We start from the raw sequence: 26,578 nt of genomic DNA, 5'->3' as shown, positions 1-26,578 counted from the left end.
TGATGATTACTCTGGACGCTTTTCTCGGAACGCCCTGGCTTCTCTTTCTTACCGTCACCCTCGTTTCCCTCTGCATTGGCAGCTTTCTGAATGTTGTCATTCTGAGGCTGCCGAAAATGATGCATCAGGACTGGCGCTGCCAGTGCGAGGAGTTTCTGGAACTGCCGGACAAGCAGCGCAAACAGGAAGAGCGAATTACGCTCTCCAAACCGGCTTCCACCTGCCCCTCCTGCGGACACGGGATTCGGCCCTGGGAGAATATACCGGTAGTCAGTTGGCTGATCCTTAGGGGTAAATGTGCCTCCTGCAAGGCCCCCATATCCCCCCGCTACCCCATAATCGAGGCCGTTACCGCGATTTCCTCGGTGGTGACCGTTGCGGTCATCGGGCCGAACGAATCAGCGCTTTGGGCCCTTTTGCTAGTCTGGTCTCTTATAGCGTTGACGGTTATCGACTTCGACACACAGTTACTACCCGACAGCATTACCCTGCCTTTGATGTGGCTGGGTCTGGTACTGAATTATTTTGGAGTGCTGACAGATTTTACCAGTGCCTTCTGGGGGGCAGTGGCCGGTTATCTCTCGCTCTGGTCTGTTTACTGGCTGTTCAAGCTGGTCACTGGCAAGGAAGGCATGGGGCATGGTGATTTCAAACTACTTGCCGCACTCGGCGCCTGGCTGGGCTGGCAGTTGTTGCCGGCAGTGATTCTGCTTTCCTCTGTCGTTGGGGCAGTAGTGGGTATCAGCCTTATGGTTTTCAAAAAGCATGGGCGGGAGGTGCCGATACCGTTTGGGCCTTATCTGGCGACGGCGGGGCTGATCTGTTTGTGGTTCGGGAGTGAAATTCAGGCGTTCTGGTACGGATTTCTGGGAGTCTGATCGATGAACACTGTAGGCCTGACCGGTGGCATTGGTTCCGGAAAATCCACTGTCGCTCGCCTTTTCGGCAAGCTTGGCGTGCATTGGGTGGATGCCGATGATGTTGCCCGGGAAGTGGTAGAGCCGGGAACGCCGGCGCTTGCACGGATTGCGGAGCATTTTGGGGAGAAGATTCTCACTTCCGAGGGTACTCTGGATCGGGCGCAGCTTCGCGGAATAGTGTTTCAGGAGCCGGAAGAGCGGGATTGGCTGGAGTCCCTGTTACACCCAATCATTCGTGAAGAGTTGATCCACCAGTTGAACCCGCAGAACTATCAACTTCCCTATGTGCTTCTTGTTTCCCCTCTCCTTCTCGAAACCGACCAGCACGAGCTGGTTGACCGCATTATCGTGATCGACGTGCCCAAGGACGTCCAACTCGAACGCACCATGGCCCGGGACACCAATTCCCGGGAGCAGGTTGAGCGGATTATTGCGGCTCAGATGCCCCGTGAGGACAAGCTGGCGCGAGCAGATGAGGTGATTGATAATGACCGCCCTCTGGAGGATGTAACGCGTCAGGTGCGGGAGCTGCATGAAAGGTTGCTGGTGGATTTTGGCTGACTGGTTTTTACGCTCTCGTTTTGCAGGTCTTGCCGCGGCACTGTCTCTGACATTCTCTTCTCCGGGCCACAGCATTGAGCCGGTCTTCGAGGTCCGGGAGCGTTCTGTGGCGGAGATCCTGTCCCCGGCTCAGCTACCTATCGGCTTCTACACCTTTGAACCGGACGAATACTGGGCCGAACCACGGGATTCCTACTGGCTGAAGTTCAGCAACTGGGTGTTGCGCCAGGAGCGCCGTCACGGGCAAAAGATCCAGTCTGTTGGCCAGTGGGCAGACCGGACCCTATCCGGAAGCGCCCAGGGCCTGCCCAATAATGAGAGCTATCTGCGGGTTGGCTTTGCAACGGAATCCGAATATGGCGACCCGGCCCAGTTTGAGCCGGAGGCGCGATTTCGGCTGGATATTCCCACTACCGAACGAAAGCTGCGCCTCGTTATAGAGAGCGAAAGCGAGGACCTGATTCCGCTCGGCGAGCGTCAGCGGGACCGTCAGCTTACGGAGCCCGATCGCTCCGATACAGAAGCCACCGGGGCACTGCGCTATCTGACACAAATTGGCGATGCCATCAATTTCTCGAATGACGTGGGTGTGCGCCTGCGGCTTCCTCCGGATGCCTTCTGGCGGGCAACGGCTGAAAAGCGCTGGCGGCTTGACGACAAGTGGGTTCTGAACGCCCAGCAACGGTTCTATTATTTCCATCAGGACGGCTGGGGCGAGCGAACCTGGGCTGGCGTTGGTCGCCCGGTTGGGAATGACTGGTATTTCCGCTCGTCTTCGGAACTGGAATGGGTGCACAACGACAAGGAATTTGTCGCGGGCCAGATCTTCAGCATGCGCAAGCGCATGAATAACCGGTTGATCGTAACACCGAGGCTGGGGCTGCTGGGGGAAAGCAAACCCTCCTGGCGCACAACTTCTGCATTCACCGATATCACATTTCGCTATCGGCTCCACAGCAACTGGCTTTACGCGGAGCTGATTCCTGCGCTGGAATTCCCCCGAGAAGACAGCTTTAAAGACCGGGCGTCTGTGGTGTTCCGGGTAGAGATGTTTTTCTCCGGTACTATCGAGGATGATCGTTTGTAATGCCAAGACACCTCTCAAAGCCGGCGGCCGAGGCCCTTACCCTCACGCCAATTGCTATTACCCGCTCCTGCTTCCGGGACAAGTTCGGGGTGCCACGCCAGCCCGGGCTGACCCGCCATGCCCGGGCCGACTTGGCCATACAGTCACCGTTCGACCGGGAAGATGCGTTTCGGGGGCTGGAGACAGCCAGCCACCTGTGGCTGACCTTCCAGTTTCACGAGGCGGTGCGGGCAGAATGGCGGCCCGTGGTGCGCCCTCCCCGGCTAGGCGGTAACCGCAAGATGGGTGTATTTGCCAGTCGCTCACCGTTTCGCCCCAACAGTCTCGGTTTGTCCGTGGTCCGCAATGAAGGGCTGATTCGTAAGGACGGCGAGCTTATCCTGCGCATCAGCGATCATGACCTGATCGAAGGAACACCAATTCTCGACATCAAGCCCTACCTGCCCTTCGCCGATTCCGTGCCCGAAGCCACCCTTGGCTGGGCAGATTCTCCGCCCACGGAACGGCTGGAGGTAGTTTTTCTGCCGAAAGCGGAAGCGCAGATCCGTCAACTTTCACCGGAAGACTATCCGGAACTCCGCCCCCTTATAGAGGATGTGGTCGCTTACGATCCCAGGCCCTCTTTTCGCAGAGGGCGGGAAGAAGAACGCATCTACGGCGCGCATCTGTACGACTTGAACGTGCGATTCCGATTCGTGAATGATCATTCACGAAAACGTGTCGAAGTGCTGACGGTCTGTTAAACTGCTTTTGGTGATTTTGTAGTCGACACAGGGAATATGTGCCTTGCCTTCAACACGTTTGTTCAAACGATTGGGAATACGGCCATTGGCGGCAAGGTTGCTCGCCTACGTATTACTGTTCAGCGTGTTTCTCTCTCTGGTGGCCACCGGCGTTCAGCTGATTGGTGAATTCGAGCGCCGGAAGAATGACCTTCTGAACGACCAGACTCGGGCAGCCGAGCTGGTTTCCGGGAGCATGAGCAACAACATCTGGCTGATGAATTTCAGTGAGGTGGCCAACGCCCTGGATGATATGAAGGCGGTGCCCGCGGTCCAGTATGGCCGAGTGGTGACCAGCACCGGCGAAACCTTCACTACTGGCACCTACCCCGAAGGCCGGGTGCTCTCCCAGACGTTCCCCCTGGTGTTCGATCGTTCCAGCACCCGCAGCCCGGAAAATGTGGGCACACTGACGGTTACCTCCTCCATCGACCAGATATACACGGATCTGCGCAACCGTGCCCTGTTGAATCTGCTGTTCCAATCAATCGTGGTGATGCTGGGAACCCTGGGCCTGCTGGTGATCGTTCGTCTAACGCTGTCCCGGCACCTGGAAGCCATGGCCGATTACGCAGCCCGGCTGAATCTGGACGCGCTGGTGGACCCGCTGAAACTCAAACGTAAAACCCGGAAAACGCCAGACGAGCTCTCGGAACTGGAGCAGGCCCTGAACAAGATGCGCCTGCAAATTCTCGAGGACACCCGCTCCCTGCGGCAGACCACGATCCAATCCCAGGGGGAGCGTGACGAGGCCGTACGCGCCAACCACGCCAAGAACCAGTTCCTGGCCAATGTCAGCCACGAACTGCGGATTCCGCTGCAATCCGTGCTGGGCTACGCCAACCTGTTGACCGACACGCCCCTGGATCAGGAGCAGCGGGAATACGTTCAAACACTCTTGAGTGCCTCCGAGAGCCTTTCGGCCATTATCAATGACTTGCTGGATATCTCCAGCATGGAAGCCGGCAAGCTGGTACTGGACGACATTCCTTTTGATCTGAGGGAAACCCTCAATGATCTGGTGCACATGCTGGGCTCCCGGGCCCGGGAGAAGGGTCTGGCACTGGAACTTCGGATCGACGAGAACCTGCCCTGGGCCCTGAAAGGCGACCCGGTGCGAATTCGCCAGATCCTGCTGAACCTCACCTCCAACGCCATCAAGTTCACCGATTCCGGCCATGTACTGATCAGTATCGAGGTGCTGGGGCGCCGGGACGACAGGGCGCGCATTCGCATTGCGGTGGAAGACACTGGTGTGGGCATCAACCCGGAAGACGTTCCCCTGGTTTATGAGCCCTACGTGCAACTAGGCCAGCAGTTCCAGCGCCAGCTCCCCGGTGCAGGCCTGGGCCTCACCATTTGCCGCCAACTGGTGGGGCTGATGGACGGCTCTATGGATCTGGAAAGCCGTCCCGGCGAGGGCTCAACGTTCTGGATGGAACTCACGTTGCCCATTGCCCCGGAGAATGCCGCCCGGGTTCGGCCGGATACCCGCATGGTGAAGAATCGCCGGATTCTGGTGGTGGATTCCTACGAGTTATCTCGCAAGATCACCCTGGAAATGCTGTCCCGGCACGACGTCCACATTGAGGCGGTGAAGTCCGCCGGCGAGGCCCTGACGTCCCTGCGTACGGCGTTCGATGGCCAGCAGCCGTTTGACGCGATCATCCTGGATGGATTCGTGCCGGATATGGACAGCGACCTGCTGTGCCGTCAAATCAGGAGCAATCCGCTCTGGGCAGACATGCGTCTGCTGATCCTGTCGTCCAACCCGCAACGGGGCGACGCCGAACATTTCCGCCAGGCCGGTGCCGATGCCTTCCTGAGCAAATCTCTGCGAGAATCCTGCCTGACTCCCATTCTCAACCAGTTGTTTGTTGATGCCGCCAGGGACGAACGGCGTTTCCTGACCCGGTTCTCACTGCAGGCAGTTACCGACACGGCACGGCGCCGGGAACTCCCCTGTGGTCGCATGAAGGTTTTGCTGGTGGAAGATAATCCGGTCAACCGTACTCTTACCCGCAGGCTGCTTGAGAAACTGGGCTGCGATGTGATGACCGCCAACGACGGCGAGGCGGCAGCCAGCCTGTGGCAGTGGCATCCCTTCGACCTGGTCTTCATGGACTGCGTGATGCCCCGAGTGGACGGTTTCGAAGCCACCCGCCGCCTGCGGGAGTGGGAGACCGCCCATAACCGCCCACGAATCCCGGTGGTCGCGCTAACGGCCAGCGCCATGGAAGAAGACGAAGAGCGCTGCCGCCGGAGCGGTATGGATTCTTTCGTTGCCAAGCCTGTCAATGTTGAAATGCTGCGGGCAGTACTGGAACAATATTGCCAGGCGTCTGCTGCCTCCTGAAAGCTTCTTCCTGACGTACGGGCACAGACATCCAGACACCTTTCCAAATCCCGAAGGCAACCATGAACGTTGAATGCCCAACCTGCAAAAAGTCCGTGGAATGGACCGAGACCAACCCCTGGCGCCCCTTCTGTTCCGAGCGCTGCAAATTGATCGACCTGGGGGCCTGGGCCAACGAGGAATACCGGGTACCCGCAGAAAATGCATCACCAGAGGATCTGGACCAGGGCGGCGAAACCACCCGGCACTGAACGCCGAAAAATGAAAGTTAACGGGGACTTACTGGCATTTAAGTTGAGTGGCCTGGTACACCCCGTTAACATACCGGCAATTCTGCTAAACACGTAACGAAGGTGCACACATATGAAAGCGTCCCGGATTTCCCTCTTGATTCTCTCACTGGCGGCCGCGCCGGCATTTGCTGCGGATGCCGATCTCAGCCTTACCAACGATTCGGTGAAAGGCCAGGTTAACTTCTTCAACACCAACAATGATGTTCAGCTTGGCGCCGGTTACACCTATCACGAAGGTGGCCGCGACATTTTCAATGCCGATTTCCACGCTCAGGGCCGCACCGCTATCGGTAACCTGCCCACCACCGCGGGTATCGGGATGCGTGGTATCTTCTGGGATCAGAGCCGTGCAGATGGCGGAGCGCTGGGGCTCGGCGGTTTCGCTACCGTGAACATCCCGAATGTTCCCGGTCTGTCATTCACCGGTGGCCTGCACTACGCGCCGAGCATTCTTTCATTTGGCGATTCAGACGATATGACCAGCCTGGAGCTCCGTGGCAGCTATCGCGTTATCCGCAACGCCGAGCTCTTTGCCGGCTACCGTTATCTGAACACCGATATTGAGAACTCTTCACGAGACGTCAATCTCGATGAAGGCGTTATGGCGGGCATGAAGATTTTCTTCTGATTCCAGCCCCTCCGAAACGGGCCCGGCTTCTTGGGCCCGTTTTCTGTTCTCTTTGCAACACTGCCGCGCCATAACCCTTTCGTGCTTTTCCTCACGCTTTCCCGATAATCTGACTGTTAGACTGTTTGCCTGTATTTTCTGCACGGATAGCCAGGCATGCGTTTCACACTCGGTTTATTGCTCTCCTCAACTCTGTTGCTCACCGCAGGCTGCGGAAGCGGCGAAGACGCCATTGAAGGCGCGGCCAGCCAACCCAACGATTTCGCTGGAAACAAGAATCCGGTTGATGACTTCAGTACCGGCAGCACCGGCGATTCCAACAACGCAGGTGGCCTTGCCAGCAACGAAGTCCGGGTGACCATGGAGGTACCGGATGGAGTCACCAGCGAGGGCGAGCTTACCCGCCGTAACCTGAGAATCGTACAACCGGACAGGGTGAGCGTTTACTACACCAATCAGGCCCTGTCTGTGCTTGATGAACCCTCGATTTCCACCCGCACCGACAGCGAAGGCTTCACCATTATCGAGTTTACCGACGGCCTTCCTCTCGGGCCGGATGTGATTATCGATGCCACTTACGGCAATACTCGCATGCGGGCCCTGGCCGCCGATGCCGACCGGGATGTGAAGGTGAACCCTTTCTCCGAGTATCTGATACGCAACACGCTCAGCAGCTACACGGCCGGTGAGTTCCAGACCATAATGGATTGCGTTGCCGATGCTGGTGGAGAGCTGTGCCTGAACAAATATGTGTGGTCCACCCTGGCCGATCAGGTGCACGATTTTGAAATTGATATTCCCTCGAATACAGGCCTGGGCGGCGCCCTGGATGTCCTGGAGAATCGGGGAGACTTTGCCCGGTACGTAAGCGCCATGGCCGATTACGCGGTACTGGACGAAACTTCTTCGGGCAAGATCAGCGCCAGTTCGGCGGACTATAACGCGGTATTTCTGGGCATGGAACTGGGGCAAACGTTTCTGGAGCCCTCTCTCAGCGGATCGGGGCAATGGGGTGTTCGTACTGCTCAAGAAGAGGTGCTGACGGACAATAACGGCACCGGCTACGTCTACCCGGCCCTGACACTTACCAGCTTCGATGCCTTCAATATTCGCGTTACGTCCCTGGCTAACGATATCCCCTACGATCGGGAAACCCTGATTCATCAGGATGGCAACAATTTCTTTGTGCGCGGCTCCGAGAACTGGGAACGTAACACCCACTCCTCCTCTCCCGGGGCTGCCACCTTGCTGGAAGACACTCGGTTACTGGCTGGCCGGGCGCTTTACCAGAGTATTACCGGTCGTGGCAGCTCCAAAATCATTGGCTGGACCCGGAACCCCTACTACCTGGATGCCTTCACCAGCACTCCCGTGGATGAAACCACCGGGCCGGACCGGGTGATCAGCGGCTATTTCAGTGCCGGCAAGGCAATTGAACTGGAAGCTGAGGGCGATCAGTTACAACGGCTCACTACGCTGGAAGACCAGTATCTGTCTGTTCTCGAGATAAACCTGCTGCGACAGGAGGGCTTTGACGCTGGCACTCTGAGCGGCCGGGACTACAACGTTGTTTACCTGGCAAATCGGTTCAGCGATGGGACGACACCATTGACCATCGAAGCCGGTATTGGTCAGTGGCAAATCAATGGCGGGACGGTCAGCCAATCCCAGAGCTATACAACGGTACAGCGCGGCAACTCGGGCACCGTCACCACGGACCCCACCGGCTCCCGAACAGACTCCTGGACCGTGAGTTCCCGCACTGCGCGGCTCAGCAATGGCGATGCGGATATTGGTCGATTGAACCTGGACATCACCACCGCCTCCGGAAATTTCGAACAACCAGATATTGGCGTAGGCGCCAGCACACCGGACGGCTCCCTGATGGCATTTAACCTGGACGACAGCCCACTGGGTGACGGGCTCCTGGTGGCTAGCGAGCAAACCACCAACAGTGCACCGGCCACGGGCCAGTTCCGGCTGCAGGGCGTGGCCCTGGCCCTGACACCGGATACAAACCGGCTCCGGCATTTCGATAATGCCTTGCTGACCATCGACTCCTCCAGTGCCGCAACACTGTCACCGGTTGCAATTACCAGTACCCATTCTGTCGATAACGAGACAGTGACAAAACCGGCCCTTGAGAGCCTGCCGGACATCGCCCTGACCTACACCCAATCCGGCGGTGGGCAGGTGCAGTTCACCAGCGGAAGCCTTGTTCTCGATGGCTTTCACACAGCAAGTCAGGACCAGTTTTACCTGCGCTTCCGAACCACCGAGGCCAGCGAGGAACAGATAGGTCTCCTGATTGCCACGAGATTGCCCTGAGCCCGGCAGCATCCGACAAAACCCAACAGGCAGACGCTTACGTATAACCTGTTATAATTATTGCCATATCGACTTTTACGAGAGGTTTTATGTCTGCAGGTAAACGTGCGGCCATGTTGATGGTTCCCTTGATTGCGTTTGCGATCGGGGGAGGGTTCTATACGCCACAGGCGAGCGTTGACCGGGGCAATTCTGATAACTCGGGTTCCGAACCTGCCCTTTCCTCCCTGCCACCACTGCCGCACTGGGCCAACGACGACCTCCCGGATTTCTCTCAATACGTCGACACAACTGAGAAGAAAGCCGCCTTCTTTTCGTTTCTGTACCCAAGGATTGTCCTGGCCAACTCCCGGATTCTGATTGAACGCGACTACCTCGACAGTCTTTCCGACAAGGAAACCCTGACCAGCAAGGAATACAACTGGCTGGCGCAGCAATCCGAGAGGCTGAGAGTGGACGCCGAGCCGGGCAGCGAGGAGCAATTTTCCCTGTTGCGCAAGCGTCTGGATGTGATTCCTCCGTCACTGATCCTGGCCCAGGCTGCCAACGAATCTGCCTGGGGCACCTCACGCTTTGCGACCGAGGGCAACAATCTGTTCGGCCAGTGGTGTTTTTCCAGGGGCTGTGGCCTGGTGCCCCTCGGGCGTGCTGAAGGCGCCAGCCATGAAGTGGCGAAGTTCTCTTCACCGTACCGGTCGGTTCGCGCCTATATCCAGAACCTGAACCGCCACCCCACGTACCAGCTGTTGCGGGACGCTCGCCTCAAGGATCGCCGAAACGATACGCCTCTGTCCGGCCTGGAACTGGCTGAAGGCCTGCTCGGCTATTCCGAACGGGGCGAAGAGTATATAGAAGAGATCCGGGCAATGATTCATTACAACAACCTTGAGTTCTATGATGACAATTTCCGCAGCGTCGTCAGTAACCTCGATCCCGGCAGCCTGGAGCAGCTGGCCTCGACGGACGCACCAAACGGGTTGTTGCCCCGCCAATCCTCACTGAACACGAACCCGGCTGAAGGCTAGAGACCCTACCCCATGCTCGATTTTCTCCCCGCGCCGCTGAAGGGGACTTTGGCGGCCCTGCTGATCCTGTGTAACACATTGGTGCTGTTTCCGGTTCTTCTGGTATTCGCCCTGCTGAAACTCGTGCTGCCGATCACGTCCGTTCGCAAGGGCTGCACGGTGGTACTCAACACCATCGCGTGGGTCTGGATCGGTTTCAACAATCTGCTGATGGATCTGTTACACAAGGTCGACTGGGATGTGCGGGGCGTTACGGATCTGAGCCGGGAGCACTGGTATTTTGTAACCTGCAACCACCAGAGCTGGGCCGATATTCCTGCCATTCAGTACGTGCTCAACAGCCGGATCCCGCTGCTGAAGTTCTTTCTGAAGAAACAGCTGATCTGGGTGCCGTTGCTCGGCGTTGCCTGGTGGGCACTGGATTTCCCGTTTATGCACCGCCATACCAAGGAGCAGTTAGCAAAACGCCCGGAGCTGAAAGGCAAGGATGTGGCGGCCACCCAGGCCGCCTGCGAAAAGTTTCGCTACACACCGGTGACCATCTTCAACTTTATGGAAGGCACGCGGTTTACACCCGAGAAACATGATCGCCAGAATTCACCCTACAAGCACCTCTTGAAACCAAGAGCAGGCGGAACGGCTTTTGTACTGGGCGCTATGGGCGAAATGATCCACACCATGCTGGATGTCACCATCGTGTATCCGGACGGCCGCGCCGGCTTTTGGGATTATCTGTGTGGGCGGATCCGCAGGATCATTATTGATGTGCGGACGCGCGAAATACCCGGCGAGTTTCTGGGAATGGATTACGAAAACAACCGGGAAACCCGAGTCGCATTCCAGCGCTGGGTAAGTGAGATCTGGGCCGAGAAGGATGCGCGAATCGAGGCGCTTAAAGCAGCCCCAACTCCCGGGCCCGGACGATAGCCTGAGTCCGGGATTTCACTTCCAGTTTGGCATTGATCCGGCGGGCATGGGTTTTCACCGTGTGGAGGGAAATGTGCAGTTTGTCGGCAATTTCCTGGTTTGACAGCCCTTTGGCAATCAACTCAAGCACACCCTGCTCCCGCTCGCTGATCGGTTCCGCCAGAGCGTCAGCACCGGCTGAGCCGGCACGCAACTCGAAAAGCTCACCCAGCGCCTCTTTGAAAGCACTGTCCGGCAACTGACCAAAGCCCTTTGCCATCAACTCCTGAAGCTCATTCCGCAGCTCCCTGAACGGACTGATGAAGTGTTCTGCCTCCGCCTCGGTAACAACGTTGGACAGAATCTTAACGGCAACCACGGGCCCCTTTTCATCCAGCACAATCACCGCCTCCAGCAGACGCATGTGGATCTCCACGCCCCACGGAATCGCGCCCTGATAACGCTCACGGATTCCCTGGAGAGTCTCCCGGGCGCGGATCAGGTCACCACGGGCGAGATCAACCCGCACCTGCAGGCAGTCCAGAAGCCCTGGCATCATTGGGAACAGCTCAGGCACACAGCCAGCTTCCCGATATGGGGCCAGCTTACGAACTGCCTGATCGGCACTGTCGATCTGGTTCTGGGCCAGCCAACAATTTGCCTTCAGTGCTTCAAGCACCGGCACAAACAGCGATTCGTCGACTTGCCAGGAATGCATGGTTCTCTCGGCCCTGCCAATCCAGACAAAAGCGTCTTCAAGCCTGCCCTGGGCCTTGCACATCAGCACGCGGATCGTCATTGCCAGCAGCAGGCCCAGATCGCGGGTCTGTTCGGCATGACGGCCGCAGGTCACCAGCAAACGGTCTGCTTCGGCTTCCCGCCCCTGATGCCAGAGCACCAGTACGAGGTTCAACTGTAGCCGGGTTTCGCCAATTCGGGCGGGGCGAGACAGTTCCTGCATGGCGGTATCAAGGCCAGTGCGCAGTAACTGCTCGGCGTGTTTCAGTGCGCCTTTGCCAAGTTCAATCCGGGCATGGGCATAAACCGCCAGGGCTTCAGAACCGGAATCGCCCGCTTCCCTGGCCAGTCTCGAGGCAGCGCGATTCGCTTCGCGAGCTTCCTGGAATCTACCTGCTGCACAAAGGGCACTGGAGCGGACCATCTGGGTAACCAATTGACCCTGGGTGCTGAGCTCACCCTCGGCCAGGGCCCGATCCGCCATTTCCAGTGCTGGCCCAACACTTCCCTCTCCGCGCAGAATAAAGGCTTTGAGTGCGCAAATGCGCGGAGCCTGTTCTTTAAGGTCAGGCTCAGCCAGTCCGTCAATCAGGGCTCGCGCCTGACGGAACTGCCCACCAATCGCATGAACCCAGCTATAGACGATCCTGAGCCGCACGCTCCGTTCCAGCAGCTGTGCGGGCAGACTCTTGCGAAGGCGCAGCAGTGAAGCCGTATCCTGCCCCAGCAACAGGGCTTCTGACCCCTCGGAAGCAATGCGGATTACCTCGTCGGCATCGCCAGCCAACAGGGCATACTTGAGCGCTTCAGGGAACTGGTCACGCACACCAAACCACCGACTGGCCTGGAGCATTCGCTCGGAATAGCCGGCCATCACCGGCGATTTCAACCATTCCTGCAACAACGGATTGATGCGGTACCAGCGCCCACGGCCCGGCATGGACTTTAGCGGCAGCCCCCTCTCAACGGCCTGGGAAGGAACGAAACCCGCTTCAGGCAGGAGGGGCTCAAGCGCCAGGAAGAGCTCATCGGAACACAGCTCAAGCTCGGCAATGCCGCGCATGGAGCGCATTTGGCCCGTTGTCAGAGTGCCAAGGACCGATTCCTTGAGAAACCGCTCAACACTGGGCGTTTCCTGAATCGGTTTCCTTTCAACATTCTGGAAAACTTCTCGACGATAAAGCGCTAATGGCGTTGCCCAACCCTCGGTCATGTCATAGAGGTTGTCGACAGCCACGCTGGTCAGTCCGCTGTTTGCCGTGGCCGGACGGAAAAACTCAAATGTTTCTGAACGAGAGAATTCCAACGCTTCCGGCCCAATGCGGACAAAGCGGTTTTCCAGCTCGAGACTATGTGTTTCAAACGGCAATGCCTTGCGCGAAATCAGCACGATGGAGGAGCCTGCCGGAAAATCGATAACCAATTGCTGAAGCAGGTCCACGACGGCGGGGTTGCTGAGATTCTGGAGGTTGTCCAGCACCAGCACTCTTGGCTGATCTGAACCCTTGCGGGCCAACGCCACCTGCATGATTGACAGGATATCCGAGAAGGTCGCGCCACTCTGCAAGCCCTGCTCCGGCGTTTCGGGGAGATCGAGGGCGATGGCGAGCAAGGTCAGAAAACGGGAGGGCGCATTGTCCTGAGAGTTAAGGGCAACCCACCGAACCTGTTCTGCATTCATTTCTGCACTGCCGAGCGCATTCACCACGGCATGGGATTTTCCGTAGCCACAGGGCGCCTCTACAAAGAGAACACTTCTGGGACTCAGCGCTTCGGAGATCTTGCCATCAAGCCTGGGCCGGGCCAGTGAATCAGACGGAATCGGCGGAAGCTGAACCCGCTGTCTGAGCAAGTCTCTGACCAGTTCACCTCGCTGTAGACCACTATTCGCCGACTGAAATTCATCGTTGGCTGCACAGCCATCATTGAATGGTTTCACGCACTGCCCCATTTAACTCCGGCCTGAACTGCCTCGCACCGCCGGAAAAGTGGATCTTGCACTGACTTTTGAGTGGCGACCGGCATCGGGTACGCCTTTAGTATGATAGGAAGGTTAAACCAATTGAGGGGTAGGCTGCAAAATTTTGACGTGAAAGGATTTTCTCAGGTGTAAAAAAAACGGCGGGCCCTGGGGCCCGCCGTTTTCCAGATCTTCAGATGATCCGTTACCGGGTACCTGCGCGGCGCAGTGCGGCCGGCGTGTAATCCCGTGAGCGACGCTCAACGCCGAACTCGTACGGATTCTCTTCTTCGTTGGTCAGGCCCAGTGCAAGGTAGCGGCCAGAGAGCAGGTCGTACAGAGTCTCGATGGCGTACCAAGGCACGTTCTGATCATAGAACTGCATGTTGTGGGCTTCGGCAACGCGCCACAGCTCGCCACGACCGTCGTAATGATCAATAACCGATGCTTGCCAGGAGTCTTCGTCAATGTAGAAGTCACGCTGGGCGTAGATGTGACGGGCGCCATCCTTCAGGGTTGCCCTTACGTGCCACACGCGATGCAGCTCGTAGCGGGTGTATTCCTGATTGATGTGGCCAGCCTTGATGATCTGGTCATACGTCAGACTCGGATCAACCAGCTTGTAGGAGTTGTACGGAATGTACATTTCCTTTTTGCCTACCAACTCCCAGTTGTAACGATCCGGAGCACCGTTGAACATGTCGAAGTTGTCAGACGTACGCATACCGTCAGCTGCGGTACCCGGTCCGTCATAGGCTACCTGGGGCGCACGACGAACACGGCGCTGACCGGCGTTGTATACCCACGCACGGCGAGGCTCTGCAACCTGGTCAATGGTTTCGTGTACCAGCAGAACGTTACCCGCCAGACGTGCCGGCGCGGTGATGGCCTGCTTGAAGTAGAACAGCACGTTCGGATCCATGCCTGGCTCGTAGTCTGCCAGGTAGGTACGCCAGGTCAGCTCGTCCTGGAATTTCACCACCGAGAAGTCACCACCTTCTGTCGGGGTTACCTGGCCAACGTTACGCTGAACAGAACCACCACGATAGCGGGTAATATGGTTCCAGATGGCTTCCAGACCGTTCTGGGGAATCGGGAACGGTGTGGCTGACTGATAGTTGCCCAGACCATTACCGTCTTTAATGAGCTCCACCTCTGTCGCGTTCTCGACTGTCTGCTCCATTACCTCCTGCGGGTAAGCAGCGGTACGATGGGTTTCGTACACCGGCATGAAGTAGTCGTCGTAACGCTCAATCATCGCGACCTGACCCGGGGATAGGTTGTCCTTGTACTGCTCGACATTGCTCTGATCGATGGTGAACTTCGGCTGCTCATTCGGGAACGGATTCACATAAATTCCGTCATTCTTGTAACCGGCCGGTGGAGTTGTAAGGCCTCCAGTCCAGGCGGGAATCGCACCACCATTACCGGATTTTTCTGCACCCATTGGTGTCAGCGAGTTACCCAGCTTGGCCGCTTCTTCAGCAGAAACCGCACCCCAGGCCTGGCCAGCAAACATGCTTGCTGCCAGTACGCCTGTGGCCAGTAGTTTCTTGTTCAGTTTCATTTAAATTCCCTCGTTCAACGAATTCTTTCCGGGTTCAGAATGAGTATGAAACGCTAGCACTCACGAAATCGCGGTCAGTCAACTCGTTATACGGCTTGCCGCCGAAAAAGTTTGTGTAACCGATATTACCGGTAATCGAGTTCTGATATACGGCTTCCAAAGAAAGGCCAATTGCTTTGCTACCCTCATTGAAAGCACCACCCGGCTGCGGGCTGTAACCCTGCACATCATGGCTCCAGGCCAGCTGTGGCGAAAGGTTCACGCCAGCCAATGCGTTCGGATAGCTCCAGACCAGACGCGTACGGTAACCCCACGAGAAGTCAGTTGTGAAGCCTTCGTTGTTACAGTAGTTGGTATTGATGTTCAAAGCCGCTCCGGTTGCGCCACTGCCATCACAGGCGCCGCCAGGCAACTGGCCAATACCGAAGGTGCCGGACCTGCCGTAACGGGCAGTATCGTAGTCCGGAAGGTCATGAACGTAAGTTGCACCAAACTCGGTAATGAGAGAGAGACGGCTTGCGCCCATCACCTGGTCGAAGAACTTGATCAGCGTAAACTGCGCCTGAGACACACCATACTCATCCCAACCTCTTACGGCTTCACCGTTGAGAGACGCACCACCGGCTTCTGCTTCGCGGATAACCTGCAACTGACTTGCTGGTTCGCCAGTTTCGGGGTTGATAACCTCGTTGCCACCGTACAGAAGCTCGAAGGCGTTCCACTGCAGCGGCATCTTGTCACGGTAGGAGTATTCTGCACCCAACGACCAGCCACCCGGGGTAGTGGTGTTGATGCTCACGCCGTACAGGTTGATATTTTCCGGGTACTCAATGAAGTACAAGGGCAGGTTCTGACCATTGGCCGGATCCCGCACGATACCGCTGACGTACGGCAGACGGCTGTTGTACTTGATGTAGTAGAAGCCCAGTTCCGAATCGTTCAACTGCGGCACATACCAGCGCAGAGCAACACCAAACTGGTCTTTGGAATCAGCCTCGCGATCGCCTACACGATCGGATACCAGACCCTGGGCAAGCGCCTGGGAGTCCGGCAACTGGCCAGCGAGAAGTACCGGGCCACAGCCATCAGGCGCGAAATCGTTGGTAGAGAAGAAGGTGCCGCAATCGTCGGGACGAATGGGTTCCCAATCTGCCTGAACAAAGGTTTCTACCGTCACATTCTCGGTAACACCTGCAGACATGTAGAACATTTCAACGGGCAACAGAGCGTCTTTCAGCTCGGAACCAGGTGCGCGGAACGCGGGGACGTCAACAGGGTTGATGACGTTAATACCACCCTGGATAAAGGTGCTTTCGCCCCAGCTCACTACCTGTTTGCCGTAGCGCAGGCTCACAGGAACGTTGCCAAAATACCAATCAGAGAAGACGTAGGCATCGAGAATTTCACCGCCAGAGGCATTGTCCTTGGCTTCCGGGTTCAGCTCACGCTGTTGGCCAACGTAGTCTACCGCCCTACTCTCATCCTTCAGTTCAAAATCGTACCAGTAACGGCCACGCAAAAGGCCGCCCACTCGGGTGAGGTAAGGATTGTCGACGTAATAATTCAGGTAGAGTTCGCTGTTACCCTTGACGATCTTGGAGTAGGTATCTCCGCTCTCGAAGTTGAGGTTACCGTCATCGTAGTTGTTTGTGGACGCACCAATGTTTTCCAGTGCTCCGCCCGGCGTGTACTCAGGGCCAAGGTTACCCTGGGCGATCAGACGCTTGTCCCGATCCTCAACTCGCCAACCTGCACCCGCAGAAAGCGTGGTGTTGAACTGGGCTTCCACATCTCCCATGTAAAACGATAAAGCTGCTGCGTTGCCAGACATACCGGCTGCAACGGCCACGGCCAGCGGTAATTTGGTCCAACGCTGCCATTGATGTGTTTTTCTTGTCATTGGAAGGCTACTCCATTGTTGTTCTGAGTCGCTGCTCTGATTATTGGTGTTCACGATGTATTGGAGGCTTCATGCACAGTGCTCGTGATGTTGGCACTATAGCTAACGCCATCAGGCGCTTTGATCAGTCAAAAGTATGATTTTGCTCTCATCCCTCTGTTAACGCCGTATGCCGCCGGGTTTCTTCGCACAGAATCACTATAGACAACAAATTTGGATGCAACCACTTTGGTTTTGGTGGTTTTTCTGGCTTTCTTGAAGTCTTCAAGTCGGGTGAAAGCACTGCCGCCGGGGTGGGGCTTCCGGGAACCGCTACGAGCACATCCATGTGCGCTTGACGTCGGCCATCCCTGGCCGCCGACATTCCCGGAAGCCCCACCCCGGCGCCAGCGCCCATACTTGGCGCAAAGGCCGCGAATTATTACGCCTCAAATCGAGACGAAAACAGAACTGTGCTGACAATAGCTTGAAAAGCATTCCCTCATTCCGGCGGGAAGGGGCATTGGCCTTTCTGAAACTGTCGGCAGCAGGGATGCTGCCGTCAAGCCTACATGGACGTATTTACGGCGTGTTTCAGAAAGGCCAATGCCCCTTGCCGGAACTCAAAAGCAGAGGGCTATAAGAAGTTACAGCATCTCGATAGCCATAGCGGTTGCTTCACCACCACCGATGCACAGGGCCGCAACGCCTTTCTTTTTGCCATAGCGTTGCAGGGCGTACATGAGGGTTACCAGCAGGCGGGAGCCGGTGGAACCGACGGGGTGCCCCTGGGCGCAGGCGCCGCCGTGGATGTTGACTTTCTCGGGGTCCAGGCCGAGTTCGCGGATGGGCATCATTGCGACCATGGCGAAGGCTTCGTTGATTTCGAAGAGGTCGACGTCGTCTTTGCTCCAGCCGGTTTTGCCGAACAGAGTTTCGATGGCGCCAACCGGGGCGCAGGTGAACTCGGACGGGTGCTGGGATTGGGTGCTGTGGCCAACGATGCGGGCCAGTGGCTTGAGGCCTCGCTTTTCGGCTTCGGATTCACGCATCAGGAGCAGCGCCGAGGCGCCGTCGGAAATTGATGAGGCGTTGGCGGCTGTTACGGTGCCGTCTTTCGCGAAGGCCGGACGCAGGCTCGGGATTTTTTCGATATTGGCGTTGTGAGGCTGCTCATCATCCTCGACAACGACCTCGCCTTTTCGACTCTTGACGGTAACCGGGATGATCTCCTCTTTAAGCAGCCCTTCTTCGATGGCTTTCTTCGCCCGCGTGAGGGAGGTGATGGCGTACTCGTCCATTTCTTCACGGGTGTAGCCTTTCTTATCTGCCATTTCCTGGGCGAACGCCCCCATCAAGCGACCGGTTTCAGCGTCTTCCAGGCCATCCAGGAACATGTGATCCTGGGGTGCCTGGCCGGGACCCATGCGATAACCACTGCGGACGCCCTGCAAAACGTAAGGGGCGTTGGACATGCTCTCCATGCCACCGGCAACCATGATGTCGTTGCTGCCGGCTTTGATCAGGTCGTGGGCGAACATGGCGGCTTTCATGCCGGAGCCGCAGAGTTTGTTGATGGTGGTGGCGCCGGTGTGGTCCGGGAGACCGGCCTTGCGCATGGCCTGGCGTGCCGGGCCCTGCTTGAGGCCGGCGGGCAGGACGTTGCCCATGATAACTTCCTGCACATCCGCAGGCTGAAGGCCGGCGCGCTTGACGGCCTCGGCGATGGTGATGGCACCCAGGTCGGTGGCGCTGACGCTGGCCAGGCTGCCCTGGAATCCGCCCATGGGGGTGCGGACACCGCTGACGATGACGACGTTGTCTGTGCTCATTTCTGAATCTCTCTGTTGATTGTATGGTAGGTTTTTGTCGGACTACGCTTCGCTAATCCGACCTACTCAGGGCTGTTTTCTTTATTATGGTTTATGGGGCGCTTCGAGGTATTCCCGGGACTGCATTTCCAGCAGGCGGGATTCGGTGCGCTCGAATTCAAAGCCAAGTCGACCGCCAGCGTAAAGTTCAGTGATCGGTGCAGCCGCAGAGATGATGACTTTGACGTTGCGGTCGTAGAACTCGTCGATCATGTTGATGAAGCGGCGAGCCTGGTCATCTTTTTCTTTGCCCAGGATGGGCACATTGCTGACGATGATGGCGTGGAACTGCCGGGCCATTTCGATGTAGTCGTTCTGGCTTCGGGGGCCGTCGCATACATCTTTGAAATCAAACCAGACCACGTCGTCCGCGTGGGCCTGGGCCGGGATTTTTCGACCGTTGATCTCCATGGTTTTGCTGTGTTTACCGGCTTCGACCGCCAGGGCATCGAAGCTCTTCCGAAGGCTGACGTCCGCTTCCTCGTCAAGGGGGGAGTGGAACAGCTCCGCCTGCTCGAGAGTCCTCAGTCGGTAATCAACTCCGCCATCCACATTGACCACATCGGTATGTTTCTTGACCAGATCGATCGCGGGCAGGAATCTCGCACGCTGAAGCCCGTCCTTGTAGAGGCCGTCCGGTACGATATTGGAGGTGCAAACCAGGGTAACTCCGCGGCTGAACAGCCCGTCCATCAGGGTGGCCAGGATCATGGCGTCACCAATGTCTGACACGAAAAACTCATCGAAGCAGATAACCCGGGTTTCATCGGCGAATTTTTTGGAGACCAGCTCCAGCGGGTTCTTTTCGCCTTTGAGAGATTTGAGTTCGTTGTGTACCCGCTGCATGAAGCGGTGGAAATGAACCCGCATCTTGCGATCGAAGGGCAGCGACTCGTAGAAAGTATCCATGAGGTAGGTTTTGCCGCGGCCTACTCCACCCCAGAAATACAGCCCCTTGACCGGCTCTTCCTTACCTTTTTTGAGCTTGCGCAAAAGTTTGGCCTTGGGCTTGCTGCGATCCCTTTCGGCTTCCACCAGTTTGTCGTACAGTGATTGAAGGCGCTTGACGGCATCTTCCTGGGCCGAGTCCTTCTGGAAATCGGGGCGTTCAAGATCCTTCTGGTAGCGTTGCCAAGGGGTCATGTTCGCACTGGTTTCGGAGGACATCGCAGCTGTCATCAGGTATTCCCGGAAGTTGAACGTAAATTTGGGCGCCGTATTGTCTCGCATTTAGCGATTTTTCGCCACGTTGGCCACCTCAGCGGCAATACGACGATAGGCGCAGGCCGCAATCATGGGATGATGGAGCCTGGGGCGTTATACTCGGCTTGCAGGGGCTTGGCTCACTTCTAGGTAAAAGGACGACACAGCATATGACAAACCTGATTCTGGCAGCGATTGCCGCATTGGTTGTTGGCATTGTCATCGGGGTATTTGTTGGCCGTTCCGGGCAGGGAACGACGCTTCGGCAGCGCCGGGCGGAACAGCAGATTGAGGAACTGAGAAGCGAATATACCCGCTACCAGGCCCAGGTGAATGAACATTTCATGGAGTCGGCCCATCTTCTGCGCCGTTTCAACGATGCCTATCGCGATGTAAACCAACACATGGCCCGGGGCGCCAACCGTCTTTGCAATGACGAGGACTGGATGGAAGAGTTGGCTCACGAGACTTCGAAGAAGCGCCTGGAGGAGGTTCGCGAGGACGCTTCCGAGCCACCACGTGATTATGCGCCGAAGACGGATCCGAAGGATTCCGGGACGCTTGCCGAGGACTTTGGGCTCAAGAAGGGTGATAAGGCTCAGCAGGCCTGAGTTCTTTTCTGTTCTGGCGGAAGTTTAGTCTCGATAGGACTGTTAAGCTCGGGGAGGGAGCGGTGTAGTCATCCCTTTCCGAGAACCGCTACGAGCACATCCATGTGCGCTTGACGTCGGCCATCCTTGGCCGCCGACATTCTCGGAAAGGGATGACTACCCCGCTCCATTAGCTTCAGTGCAATTCGCACTAAGCCTTCATCTGATCACCTATCCCTGATTAGACAGGGTTGTCGCAATCAATGAATTTGTGATTTACCCCAAACTCCTCGGCCAATGCCTTTCCGAGAGCCTGAACGCCATACCGTTCGGTCGCGTGGTGTCCGGCAGCGTAGTAATGAATGCCGCACTCCCTTACCGTGTGCGTCGTCGGCTCGGAGATTTCTCCGCTAATATAAGCATCGAGTCCCGCATCCAGTGCAGTGTTAATAAATCCCTGTGCAGCACCGGTGCACCACCCTACCCGTTTGATAGTTGCCGGGCCCTCGCCAACCCAGAGCGGTTCACGGTGGAGCTGTCGTGCAATACGAAGACCGAATTTCTGGGGAGACATTGCTTCTTCCAGCTCGCCTTCCCAGACCAGACCGCCGAGCGGGCGCGGATTCTTGATATTGAGGATGTCCGCCAGCTGACGGTTATTGCCGTATTCGGGGTGGTCATCCAGTGGGAGGTGGTAGGCAACGAGATTGATGTCGTTGTCGAGAAGCTGTTTCAAACGTTCTCGTTTCATCCCCTGAATACGCTGATCTTCGCCTTTCCAGAAGTAACCGTGGTGGACGAGGATCATATCGGCGTTTGCCTCAATAGCGGCTTCGATCAGGGCTTTGGAGGCTGTTACGCCGGAAATAACGGTATTTATCTCGGACGAGCCTTCAACTTGAAGGCCATTTGGGCAGTAATCCTGAAAATTCTCTGGCTGTAGCCACTCGTTGATTTTCTTCAGGATGTCGTTTCGATTCGCCATAAAACTAAGCTCCTGACTATTTTACGGAAGCTCGACGAGTCGGGTGGGCTCCCCTCTCCGGGAATGTCGGCGGCCATGGATGGCCGAGGCCAAGCGCACATGGATGTGCTCGTAGCGTTTCCCGGAGAGGAGTGCCCACCCGGCTCTACCCGCCAATACGCAGGCTAGAGTGATTGAAGGCCAGCAATCAACGCATCATTCTGCTCAACAGTGCCAATGGTAATGCGCAGGAATTCGCTGATTCGAGGCTTATTAAAGTGCCGGACGATAATACCCTGCTCCCTCAGGCCTTTGGCCAAAACCTCACCAGGCTGCTCTTTGTGACGAGCAAAGATGAAGTTTGCCTTGGAGGGTAACACCTCGAATCCAAGATCTTCGAGGGCGGCCGTTACGCGCTCGCGCTCGGAAATCACGCCATCACAGCACTTCCGGAACCAGGCTTCATCCTCGTAGGCCGCTTTCGCGCCAGCCAGGGCCAGGCGGTCCAATGGGTAGCTGTTGAAGCTGTTCTTGACCCGGTTCAATGCCTCGATGAGGTCCGGGTGGCCAACGGCGAAACCTACGCGCAGACCGGCAAGAGACCGTGCTTTGGAAAGGGTCTGGGAAACCAGCAGGTTCGGATACTTGTCGACAAGAGTGATGGCAGACTCGCCACCGAAATCAATGTAGGCCTCATCCACAACGACAACGCGATCCGGGTTGGCAGCCAGGATTTCTTCCACATACTGCAACCCAAGATACATTCCGGTTGGCGCATTGGGGTTCGGGAAGATCACGCCACCGTTGGGCTGCTTGAAATCATCCGGGTTGATTTCAAAATTTTCGGTCAGCGGGATCTTTTTACTCTCGATGTTATAGAGGCCACAGTACACCGGGTAAAAGCTGTAGGTGATGTCCGGAAACAGGATCGGTTCGCCATGCTGGAACAGGCCAAAGAAGATGTGTGCCAGGACTTCGTCCGAGCCGTTACCCAGGAAGATCTGCTCCGGCTTTACCTTGTGGTACGCCGCAATGGTCTGGCGCAGGCTTTCGCCTTCCGGATCCGGATAGAGGCGCAGGCTGTCGTTCAGTTCGGCCTGGATGGCTTCGATGACTTTTGGTGAGGGGCCGAAGGGGTTTTCGTTGGTGTTCAGCTTCACCAGGTTCGCCATTTTTGGCTGTTCGCCTGGGACGTATGGAACCAGGTCGTTTACGAGAGGGCTCCAGAATTTGCTCATTTTTAACTCCGAGCTAACGGTCTGGTGGGGGCCGCCTTTCCGGGAAACGCTACGAGCACCCGCAAGCGGGTCCGGCCAGCAATCGCAGATTGCTGTCGTGTGGCTATCGCATGAAGCTCCGCTTCATCATCGCTCTGCCACACCCATGTGCGCTTGTTTCGGGCCATCCATGGCCCTCTACATTCCCGGAAAGGCGCCCCCCACCATCCCTGCAGACATAGGGGGTAAGGTCTTTTTAATCCTTAATACGGTATTCCGCCGACCGGGCGTGAGCGGTTAACCCCTCGCCACGGGCCAGAACCGAGGCCACGCGACCCATACGATCAGCACCGGCGGCACTGAAACCGATGATGGAAGACCGTTTCTGGAAGTCGTAGACACCCAGGGGCGAGGAGAACCGAGCTGTGCCGCTGGTAGGCAGCACGTGGTTCGGCCCGGCGCAGTAGTCGCCCAGGGCTTCTGCGGTGTAACGGCCCATGAAGATAGCGCCGGCGTGACGGATGTCTTCCAGCATGGCTTCGGGGTCTTCAACCGACAGCTCCAGGTGCTCCGGGGCGATCCGGTTGGAGACTTCGGCGGCTTGTTTCAGGTCGGCGACATGGATCAACGCGGCGCGGTCGGTCATGGAGGTACGAATGATGTCGGCACGCTCCATGGTTGGCAGCAGTTTGTTGATGCTGGCTTCAACGGCGTCCAGGAATTCCGCGTCCGGGCTGATCAGGATGGATTGGGCCTGTTCGTCGTGTTCTGCCTGGGAGAAGAGGTCCATGGCAATCCAGTCGGGATCGGTTTTGCCGTCGCTGATCACGAGGATTTCCGAGGGGCCGGCAATCATGTCGATGCCGACGACGCCGAAAACTTCGCGCTTGGCGGTGGCGACGAAAATGTTGCCGGGGCCGACGATTTTATCCACCGCCGGGATGGTTTCCGTGCCAAAGGCCAACGCGCCGACGGCCTGTGCGCCACCAACGGTAAACACGCGGTCAACACCGGCAATCGCTGCGGAGGCCAGGACCATGTCGTTCACCACACCATCCGGTGTCGGAACAACCATCACCACCTCACTGACGCCAGCAACCTTGGCAGGAATAGCGTTCATCAGCACCGAGGACGGATAGGCGGCTTTGCCGCCGGGCACGTACAGGCCCGCCCGATCCAGCGGCGTTACCTTCTGGCCGAGCACGGTCCCATCCTCGTCTTCATACTGCCAGGACTTCTGGTTCTGGCGCTGGTGATAATCACGGATCCGCTCAGCGGCTTTTTCCAGCGCCACGCGCTGATCCTGCGGAATCGCTTCGAGTGCCTGCTGCAAACGGTCCTGACTCATTTCCAGCTCTGCCACGGAGCCAATCTTCAATCGATCGAACTTTTCTGTAAATTCCAGAACCGCCTGGTCGCCACGGGTTTTCACCTCATGCAGGATATGACGCACCGACTCGTTCACCTGATGATCAACGCTGTCGTCCCAGGCCAGCAGTTTGGCCAGGACGCTGTCGAAGTCACTTTGTGAGGCACTCAGTCGTTTGATGTTCACGGTCATGAGTCAAATCCTAGGTTGGCTATATAAGTGACGCTGCCGGGCGTCGCATCAAGGCTCGGGAATTGGTCAGGGATGGCTTCCCAAAACTGTTGAGGGCCAAGGACGGCCCGAAACAAGCGCACATGGATGTGCTCGTAGCGTGTTTTGGGAAGCCATCCCTGGCCAATTCTTACTCCGAAGTCTGCCTGCCCCTATCCACCGCAACAGACATCTTTTCAATTATGGGGTTAATACGCTCGTGTTTCATCTTCATGGACGCGCGATTAACCACCAGTCGGCTGCTGATATGCTCAATCAGCTCTCGGGCCTCGAGGCCGTTTGCCTTAAGCGTGTTGCCGGTATCCACAATGTCGACAATCTCGTCGGCCAGACCAAGAATCGGAGCCAGCTCCATGGCGCCGTAGAGTTTGATGATGTCGGCCTGACGCCCCTGGGCCGAGTAGTAACGGCGGGCCAGATTGACGAATTTTGTCGCCACCTTGATACGACCGGAGGGCGGAGTCTGATCTTTCGGGCCGGCGGTCATCAGGCGGCAACGGGAAATATTCAGATCCAGTGGCTCATACAGCCCTTCGCCACCGTGCTCCATCAGCACGTCCTTGCCAGTCACGCCAAGATCCGCACCGCCGTACTGAACATAGGTCGGCACATCCGTGGCGCGGATGATCAACACCCGGACATTCGGGTCCGTTGTCGGGAACACCAGTTTGCGGGACTTTTTGACGTCGTCGATCAGCTCGATGCCTGCCTCTGCGAGCAGAGGCAGGGTTTCTTCCAGGATTCGTCCCTTCGACAAGGCGATGGTGATGGAATCTGTCATGGATTCTTCCGGTTTCCCGTATTGTCTGGATGGATATCTTTTAGGCTGGCAAGCGTCGGATGGTGGCGCCCAGCAACTGCAGTTTCTCTTCGATACACTCGTAACCGCGGTCGATGTGGTAAATGCGGTCAACAATGGTATCGCCGTCAGCCATCAGCCCAGCGATAACCAGGCTGGCCGAGGCCCTCAGATCCGTCGCCATGACCGGCGCGCCGGTAAGGTGATCCACGCCCTTGATGATGGCCGCGTTGCCTTCCAGCGTGATGTCCGCGCCCATCCGGATCAGCTCCTGCAGGTGCATGAACCGGTTTTCGAATACGGTTTCCACGATGGTGCCTGTACCTTCGGCCACCGCGTTCATTGCAGCAAACTGAGCCTGCATGTCCGTGGGAAAGGCCGGATAAGGCGCTGTACGCAGGCTCACCGCTTTCGGGCGATTGCCTTTCATGTCCAGCTCGATCCAGTCCGGACCGGTGTTGATGTGGGCGCCGGCCTCTTCCAGCTTGAGCACCACTGCTTCCAGCAGGTCTTCCCGGGTATCCTTCAACTTCACACGACCGCCGGTTGCAGCCGCAGCCACCAGGTAGGTACCGGTTTCAACCCGGTCTGGCAGCACGTTGTAATGACAACCGTGCAAACGCTCGACACCGTTGATTTCGATGGTGGCGGTACCGTGGCCTTTGATGTCTGCACCCATGGCAATCAGACACTCCGCAAGGTCGACAACCTCCGGCTCGCGGGCCGCGTTCTCCAGGATGGTTTTTCCGTCTGCCAGGGCAGCGGCCATCATCAGGTTCTCTGTGCCAGTTACCGTGACGGTATCCAGGAAAATGTGGGCGCCCTTCAGGCGACCGTTGGTCTTGGCCTTGATGTAGCCATTCTCGACCTTGATCTCTGCGCCCATCATTTCAAGGCCGTGGATGTGCAGGTTCACCGGACGGCTACCGATTGCACAGCCGCCTGGCAGGGATACTTCCGCCTCGCCGAAGTGGGCAACAAGGGGACCCAGCACCAGGATGGAGGCGCGCATGGTTTTTACCAGCTCGTACGGCGCGTGGAAGTGTTTGATGGTGTTGGCGTGAATTTCCACGCTCATTTTCTCATCAATGATCACTTCAACGCCCATGCGGCCGAGAAGCTCGATCATGGTGGTCACGTCGTGCAGGTGTGGCAGGTTGCCGACAGTCACCGGCTCGTCCGCCAGCAGGGTTGCTGCCAGTATGGGCAGTGCGGCGTTCTTTGCACCGGAAATCCGGATCTCACCATCGAGAGGCTTGCGGCCCCTGATCAGAAGTTTATCCACAATAATTATCCTGTTTTGT

Annotated in this window: 21 protein-coding genes; 11 read left to right on the top strand and 10 right to left on the bottom strand. The window is 57.2% G+C overall.

Translation table 11 applies throughout. The annotated features are described in order from the left end of the window. Positions 1–2: 2 nt before the first annotated feature. The 10 genes from WA411_RS11450 (at position 3) to WA411_RS11405 (ending at position 10,907) form a co-directional block, all read left to right on the top strand. Positions 3–878, top strand: a complete 876-nt coding sequence (locus tag WA411_RS11450; RefSeq protein WP_291905961.1) for a prepilin peptidase — start codon at positions 3–5, stop codon at positions 876–878. 3 nt (positions 879–881) lie between these two features. Next, positions 882–1,481: a dephospho-CoA kinase gene (coaE, locus tag WA411_RS11445; protein ID WP_291905962.1), complete on the top strand. Its 600-nt coding sequence runs from the start codon at positions 882–884 to the stop codon at positions 1,479–1,481. After that, positions 1,474–2,568 carry a hypothetical protein gene (locus WA411_RS11440; RefSeq protein ID WP_291906652.1) on the top strand — a complete coding sequence of 365 codons (1,095 nt, stop codon included), beginning with the start codon at positions 1,474–1,476 and terminating at the stop codon, positions 2,566–2,568. The genes coaE and WA411_RS11440 overlap by 8 nt, the downstream gene beginning before the upstream one ends. Continuing rightward, complete coding sequence (tsaA, locus tag WA411_RS11435) at positions 2,568–3,311, top strand: tRNA (N6-threonylcarbamoyladenosine(37)-N6)-methyltransferase TrmO (RefSeq protein WP_291905963.1); 744 nt, start codon at positions 2,568–2,570, stop codon at positions 3,309–3,311. Before WA411_RS11440 ends, tsaA begins: the two co-directional genes overlap by 1 nt. Positions 3,312–3,354: 43 nt before the next feature. Then, the gene (locus WA411_RS11430) at positions 3,355–5,706 is read left to right on the top strand and encodes a response regulator (RefSeq protein ID WP_291905964.1); all 2,352 of its coding nucleotides are present in this window, start codon (positions 3,355–3,357) and stop codon (positions 5,704–5,706) included. Positions 5,707–5,768: 62 nt separating this feature from the next. Beyond that, positions 5,769–5,957: a DNA gyrase inhibitor YacG gene (gene yacG / locus WA411_RS11425; protein ID WP_008170214.1), complete on the top strand. Its 189-nt coding sequence runs from the start codon at positions 5,769–5,771 to the stop codon at positions 5,955–5,957. A gap of 112 nt (positions 5,958–6,069) precedes the next feature. Continuing rightward, entirely contained in the window at positions 6,070–6,627 is a 558-nt protein-coding gene (locus tag WA411_RS11420) for a YfaZ family outer membrane protein (RefSeq protein ID WP_291905965.1), read from the top strand. A gap of 156 nt (positions 6,628–6,783) precedes the next feature. Then, on the top strand, positions 6,784–8,955 hold the full coding sequence (locus tag WA411_RS11415) for a hypothetical protein (protein WP_291905966.1): 2,172 nt from the start codon (positions 6,784–6,786) through the stop codon (positions 8,953–8,955). An 89-nt stretch (positions 8,956–9,044) separates the two neighbouring features. Further along, positions 9,045–9,980, top strand: coding sequence for a glucosaminidase domain-containing protein (locus WA411_RS11410; protein WP_291905967.1), 936 nt, complete (start codon positions 9,045–9,047; stop codon positions 9,978–9,980). A gap of 12 nt (positions 9,981–9,992) precedes the next feature. Next, positions 9,993–10,907 carry an acyltransferase gene (locus tag WA411_RS11405; protein WP_291905968.1) on the top strand — a complete coding sequence of 305 codons (915 nt, stop codon included), beginning with the start codon at positions 9,993–9,995 and terminating at the stop codon, positions 10,905–10,907. Here WA411_RS11405 and WA411_RS11400 read toward each other — a convergent pair. From WA411_RS11400 to zapE, 5 genes are all read right to left on the bottom strand, one after another. After that, a complete protein-coding gene (locus WA411_RS11400; protein WP_291905969.1) occupies positions 10,873–13,575 on the bottom strand; it encodes a helix-turn-helix transcriptional regulator in 2,703 nt (900 codons plus the stop codon). The genes WA411_RS11405 and WA411_RS11400 overlap by 35 nt on opposite strands. Positions 13,576–13,789: 214 nt before the next feature. After that, entirely contained in the window at positions 13,790–15,151 is a 1,362-nt protein-coding gene (locus WA411_RS11395) for a DUF1329 domain-containing protein (protein ID WP_291905970.1), read from the bottom strand. 34 nt (positions 15,152–15,185) lie between these two features. Beyond that, entirely contained in the window at positions 15,186–17,051 is a 1,866-nt protein-coding gene (locus WA411_RS11390; RefSeq protein ID WP_291905971.1) for a DUF1302 domain-containing protein, read from the bottom strand. Positions 17,052–17,677: 626 nt separating this feature from the next. Beyond that, positions 17,678–18,862: a thiolase family protein gene (locus tag WA411_RS11385; RefSeq protein WP_291905972.1), complete on the bottom strand. Its 1,185-nt coding sequence runs from the start codon at positions 18,860–18,862 to the stop codon at positions 17,678–17,680. 84 nt (positions 18,863–18,946) lie between these two features. Next, on the bottom strand, positions 18,947–20,044 hold the full coding sequence (gene zapE, locus WA411_RS11380) for a cell division protein ZapE (protein WP_205632655.1): 1,098 nt from the start codon (positions 20,042–20,044) through the stop codon (positions 18,947–18,949). Positions 20,045–20,274: 230 nt separating this feature from the next. Between zapE and WA411_RS11375 the strand changes: the two genes are divergently transcribed. Further along, on the top strand, positions 20,275–20,715 hold the full coding sequence (locus tag WA411_RS11375) for a YhcB family protein (RefSeq protein ID WP_069183088.1): 441 nt from the start codon (positions 20,275–20,277) through the stop codon (positions 20,713–20,715). 220 nt (positions 20,716–20,935) lie between these two features. Here the strand turns inward: WA411_RS11375 and WA411_RS11370 are convergent, their stop codons facing one another. The 5 genes from WA411_RS11370 to murA form a co-directional block, all read right to left on the bottom strand. Further along, positions 20,936–21,679: a Nif3-like dinuclear metal center hexameric protein gene (locus WA411_RS11370; RefSeq protein WP_291905973.1), complete on the bottom strand. Its 744-nt coding sequence runs from the start codon at positions 21,677–21,679 to the stop codon at positions 20,936–20,938. A gap of 164 nt (positions 21,680–21,843) precedes the next feature. After that, positions 21,844–22,896: a histidinol-phosphate transaminase gene (hisC, locus tag WA411_RS11365; RefSeq protein ID WP_291905974.1), complete on the bottom strand. Its 1,053-nt coding sequence runs from the start codon at positions 22,894–22,896 to the stop codon at positions 21,844–21,846. Between the two features lie 235 nt (positions 22,897–23,131). Continuing rightward, entirely contained in the window at positions 23,132–24,436 is a 1,305-nt protein-coding gene (gene hisD / locus WA411_RS11360; protein WP_291905975.1) for a histidinol dehydrogenase, read from the bottom strand. Positions 24,437–24,605: 169 nt separating this feature from the next. Continuing rightward, the gene (gene hisG, locus WA411_RS11355) at positions 24,606–25,256 is read right to left on the bottom strand and encodes an ATP phosphoribosyltransferase (RefSeq protein WP_291905976.1); all 651 of its coding nucleotides are present in this window, start codon (positions 25,254–25,256) and stop codon (positions 24,606–24,608) included. 40 nt (positions 25,257–25,296) lie between these two features. Continuing rightward, positions 25,297–26,559: a UDP-N-acetylglucosamine 1-carboxyvinyltransferase gene (murA, locus tag WA411_RS11350; protein ID WP_069183083.1), complete on the bottom strand. Its 1,263-nt coding sequence runs from the start codon at positions 26,557–26,559 to the stop codon at positions 25,297–25,299. Positions 26,560–26,578: the final 19 nt, after the last annotated feature.

This window comes from Marinobacter sp. CH_CUG1437-1 (genome assembly GCF_037029655.1).
GTDB lineage: Bacteria > Pseudomonadota > Gammaproteobacteria > Pseudomonadales > Oleiphilaceae > Marinobacter > Marinobacter salsuginis.
The sequence above is the reverse complement of the archived record's forward strand: the minus strand, read 5'-3'. Positions and strand labels throughout refer to the sequence as shown.

Bases quoted from the DNA above. Each gene is read 5' to 3' on its own strand.
- WA411_RS11395 (WP_291905970.1), bottom strand. From the start codon at position 15,151: ATGAAACTGAACAAGAAACTACTGGCCACAGGCGTACTGGCAGCAAGC.
- WA411_RS11390 (WP_291905971.1), bottom strand. From the start codon at position 17,051: ATGACAAGAAAAACACATCAATGGCAGCGTTGGACCAAATTACCGCTG.
- WA411_RS11405 (WP_291905968.1), top strand. From the start codon at position 9,993: ATGCTCGATTTTCTCCCCGCGCCGCTGAAGGGGACTTTGGCGGCCCTG.
- zapE (WP_205632655.1), bottom strand. From the start codon at position 20,044: ATGACCCCTTGGCAACGCTACCAGAAGGATCTTGAACGCCCCGATTTC.
- WA411_RS11415 (WP_291905966.1), top strand. From the start codon at position 6,784: ATGCGTTTCACACTCGGTTTATTGCTCTCCTCAACTCTGTTGCTCACC.
- WA411_RS11450 (WP_291905961.1), top strand. From the start codon at position 3: ATGATTACTCTGGACGCTTTTCTCGGAACGCCCTGGCTTCTCTTTCTT.
- hisC (WP_291905974.1), bottom strand. From the start codon at position 22,896: ATGAGCAAATTCTGGAGCCCTCTCGTAAACGACCTGGTTCCATACGTC.
- hisD (WP_291905975.1), bottom strand. From the start codon at position 24,436: ATGACCGTGAACATCAAACGACTGAGTGCCTCACAAAGTGACTTCGAC.
- WA411_RS11420 (WP_291905965.1), top strand. From the start codon at position 6,070: ATGAAAGCGTCCCGGATTTCCCTCTTGATTCTCTCACTGGCGGCCGCG.
- WA411_RS11410 (WP_291905967.1), top strand. From the start codon at position 9,045: ATGTCTGCAGGTAAACGTGCGGCCATGTTGATGGTTCCCTTGATTGCG.
- WA411_RS11400 (WP_291905969.1), bottom strand. From the start codon at position 13,575: ATGGGGCAGTGCGTGAAACCATTCAATGATGGCTGTGCAGCCAACGAT.
- hisG (WP_291905976.1), bottom strand. From the start codon at position 25,256: ATGACAGATTCCATCACCATCGCCTTGTCGAAGGGACGAATCCTGGAA.
- tsaA (WP_291905963.1), top strand. From the start codon at position 2,568: ATGCCAAGACACCTCTCAAAGCCGGCGGCCGAGGCCCTTACCCTCACG.
- yacG (WP_008170214.1), top strand. From the start codon at position 5,769: ATGAACGTTGAATGCCCAACCTGCAAAAAGTCCGTGGAATGGACCGAG.
- WA411_RS11385 (WP_291905972.1), bottom strand. From the start codon at position 18,862: ATGAGCACAGACAACGTCGTCATCGTCAGCGGTGTCCGCACCCCCATG.
- coaE (WP_291905962.1), top strand. From the start codon at position 882: ATGAACACTGTAGGCCTGACCGGTGGCATTGGTTCCGGAAAATCCACT.
- WA411_RS11375 (WP_069183088.1), top strand. From the start codon at position 20,275: ATGACAAACCTGATTCTGGCAGCGATTGCCGCATTGGTTGTTGGCATT.
- WA411_RS11370 (WP_291905973.1), bottom strand. From the start codon at position 21,679: ATGGCGAATCGAAACGACATCCTGAAGAAAATCAACGAGTGGCTACAG.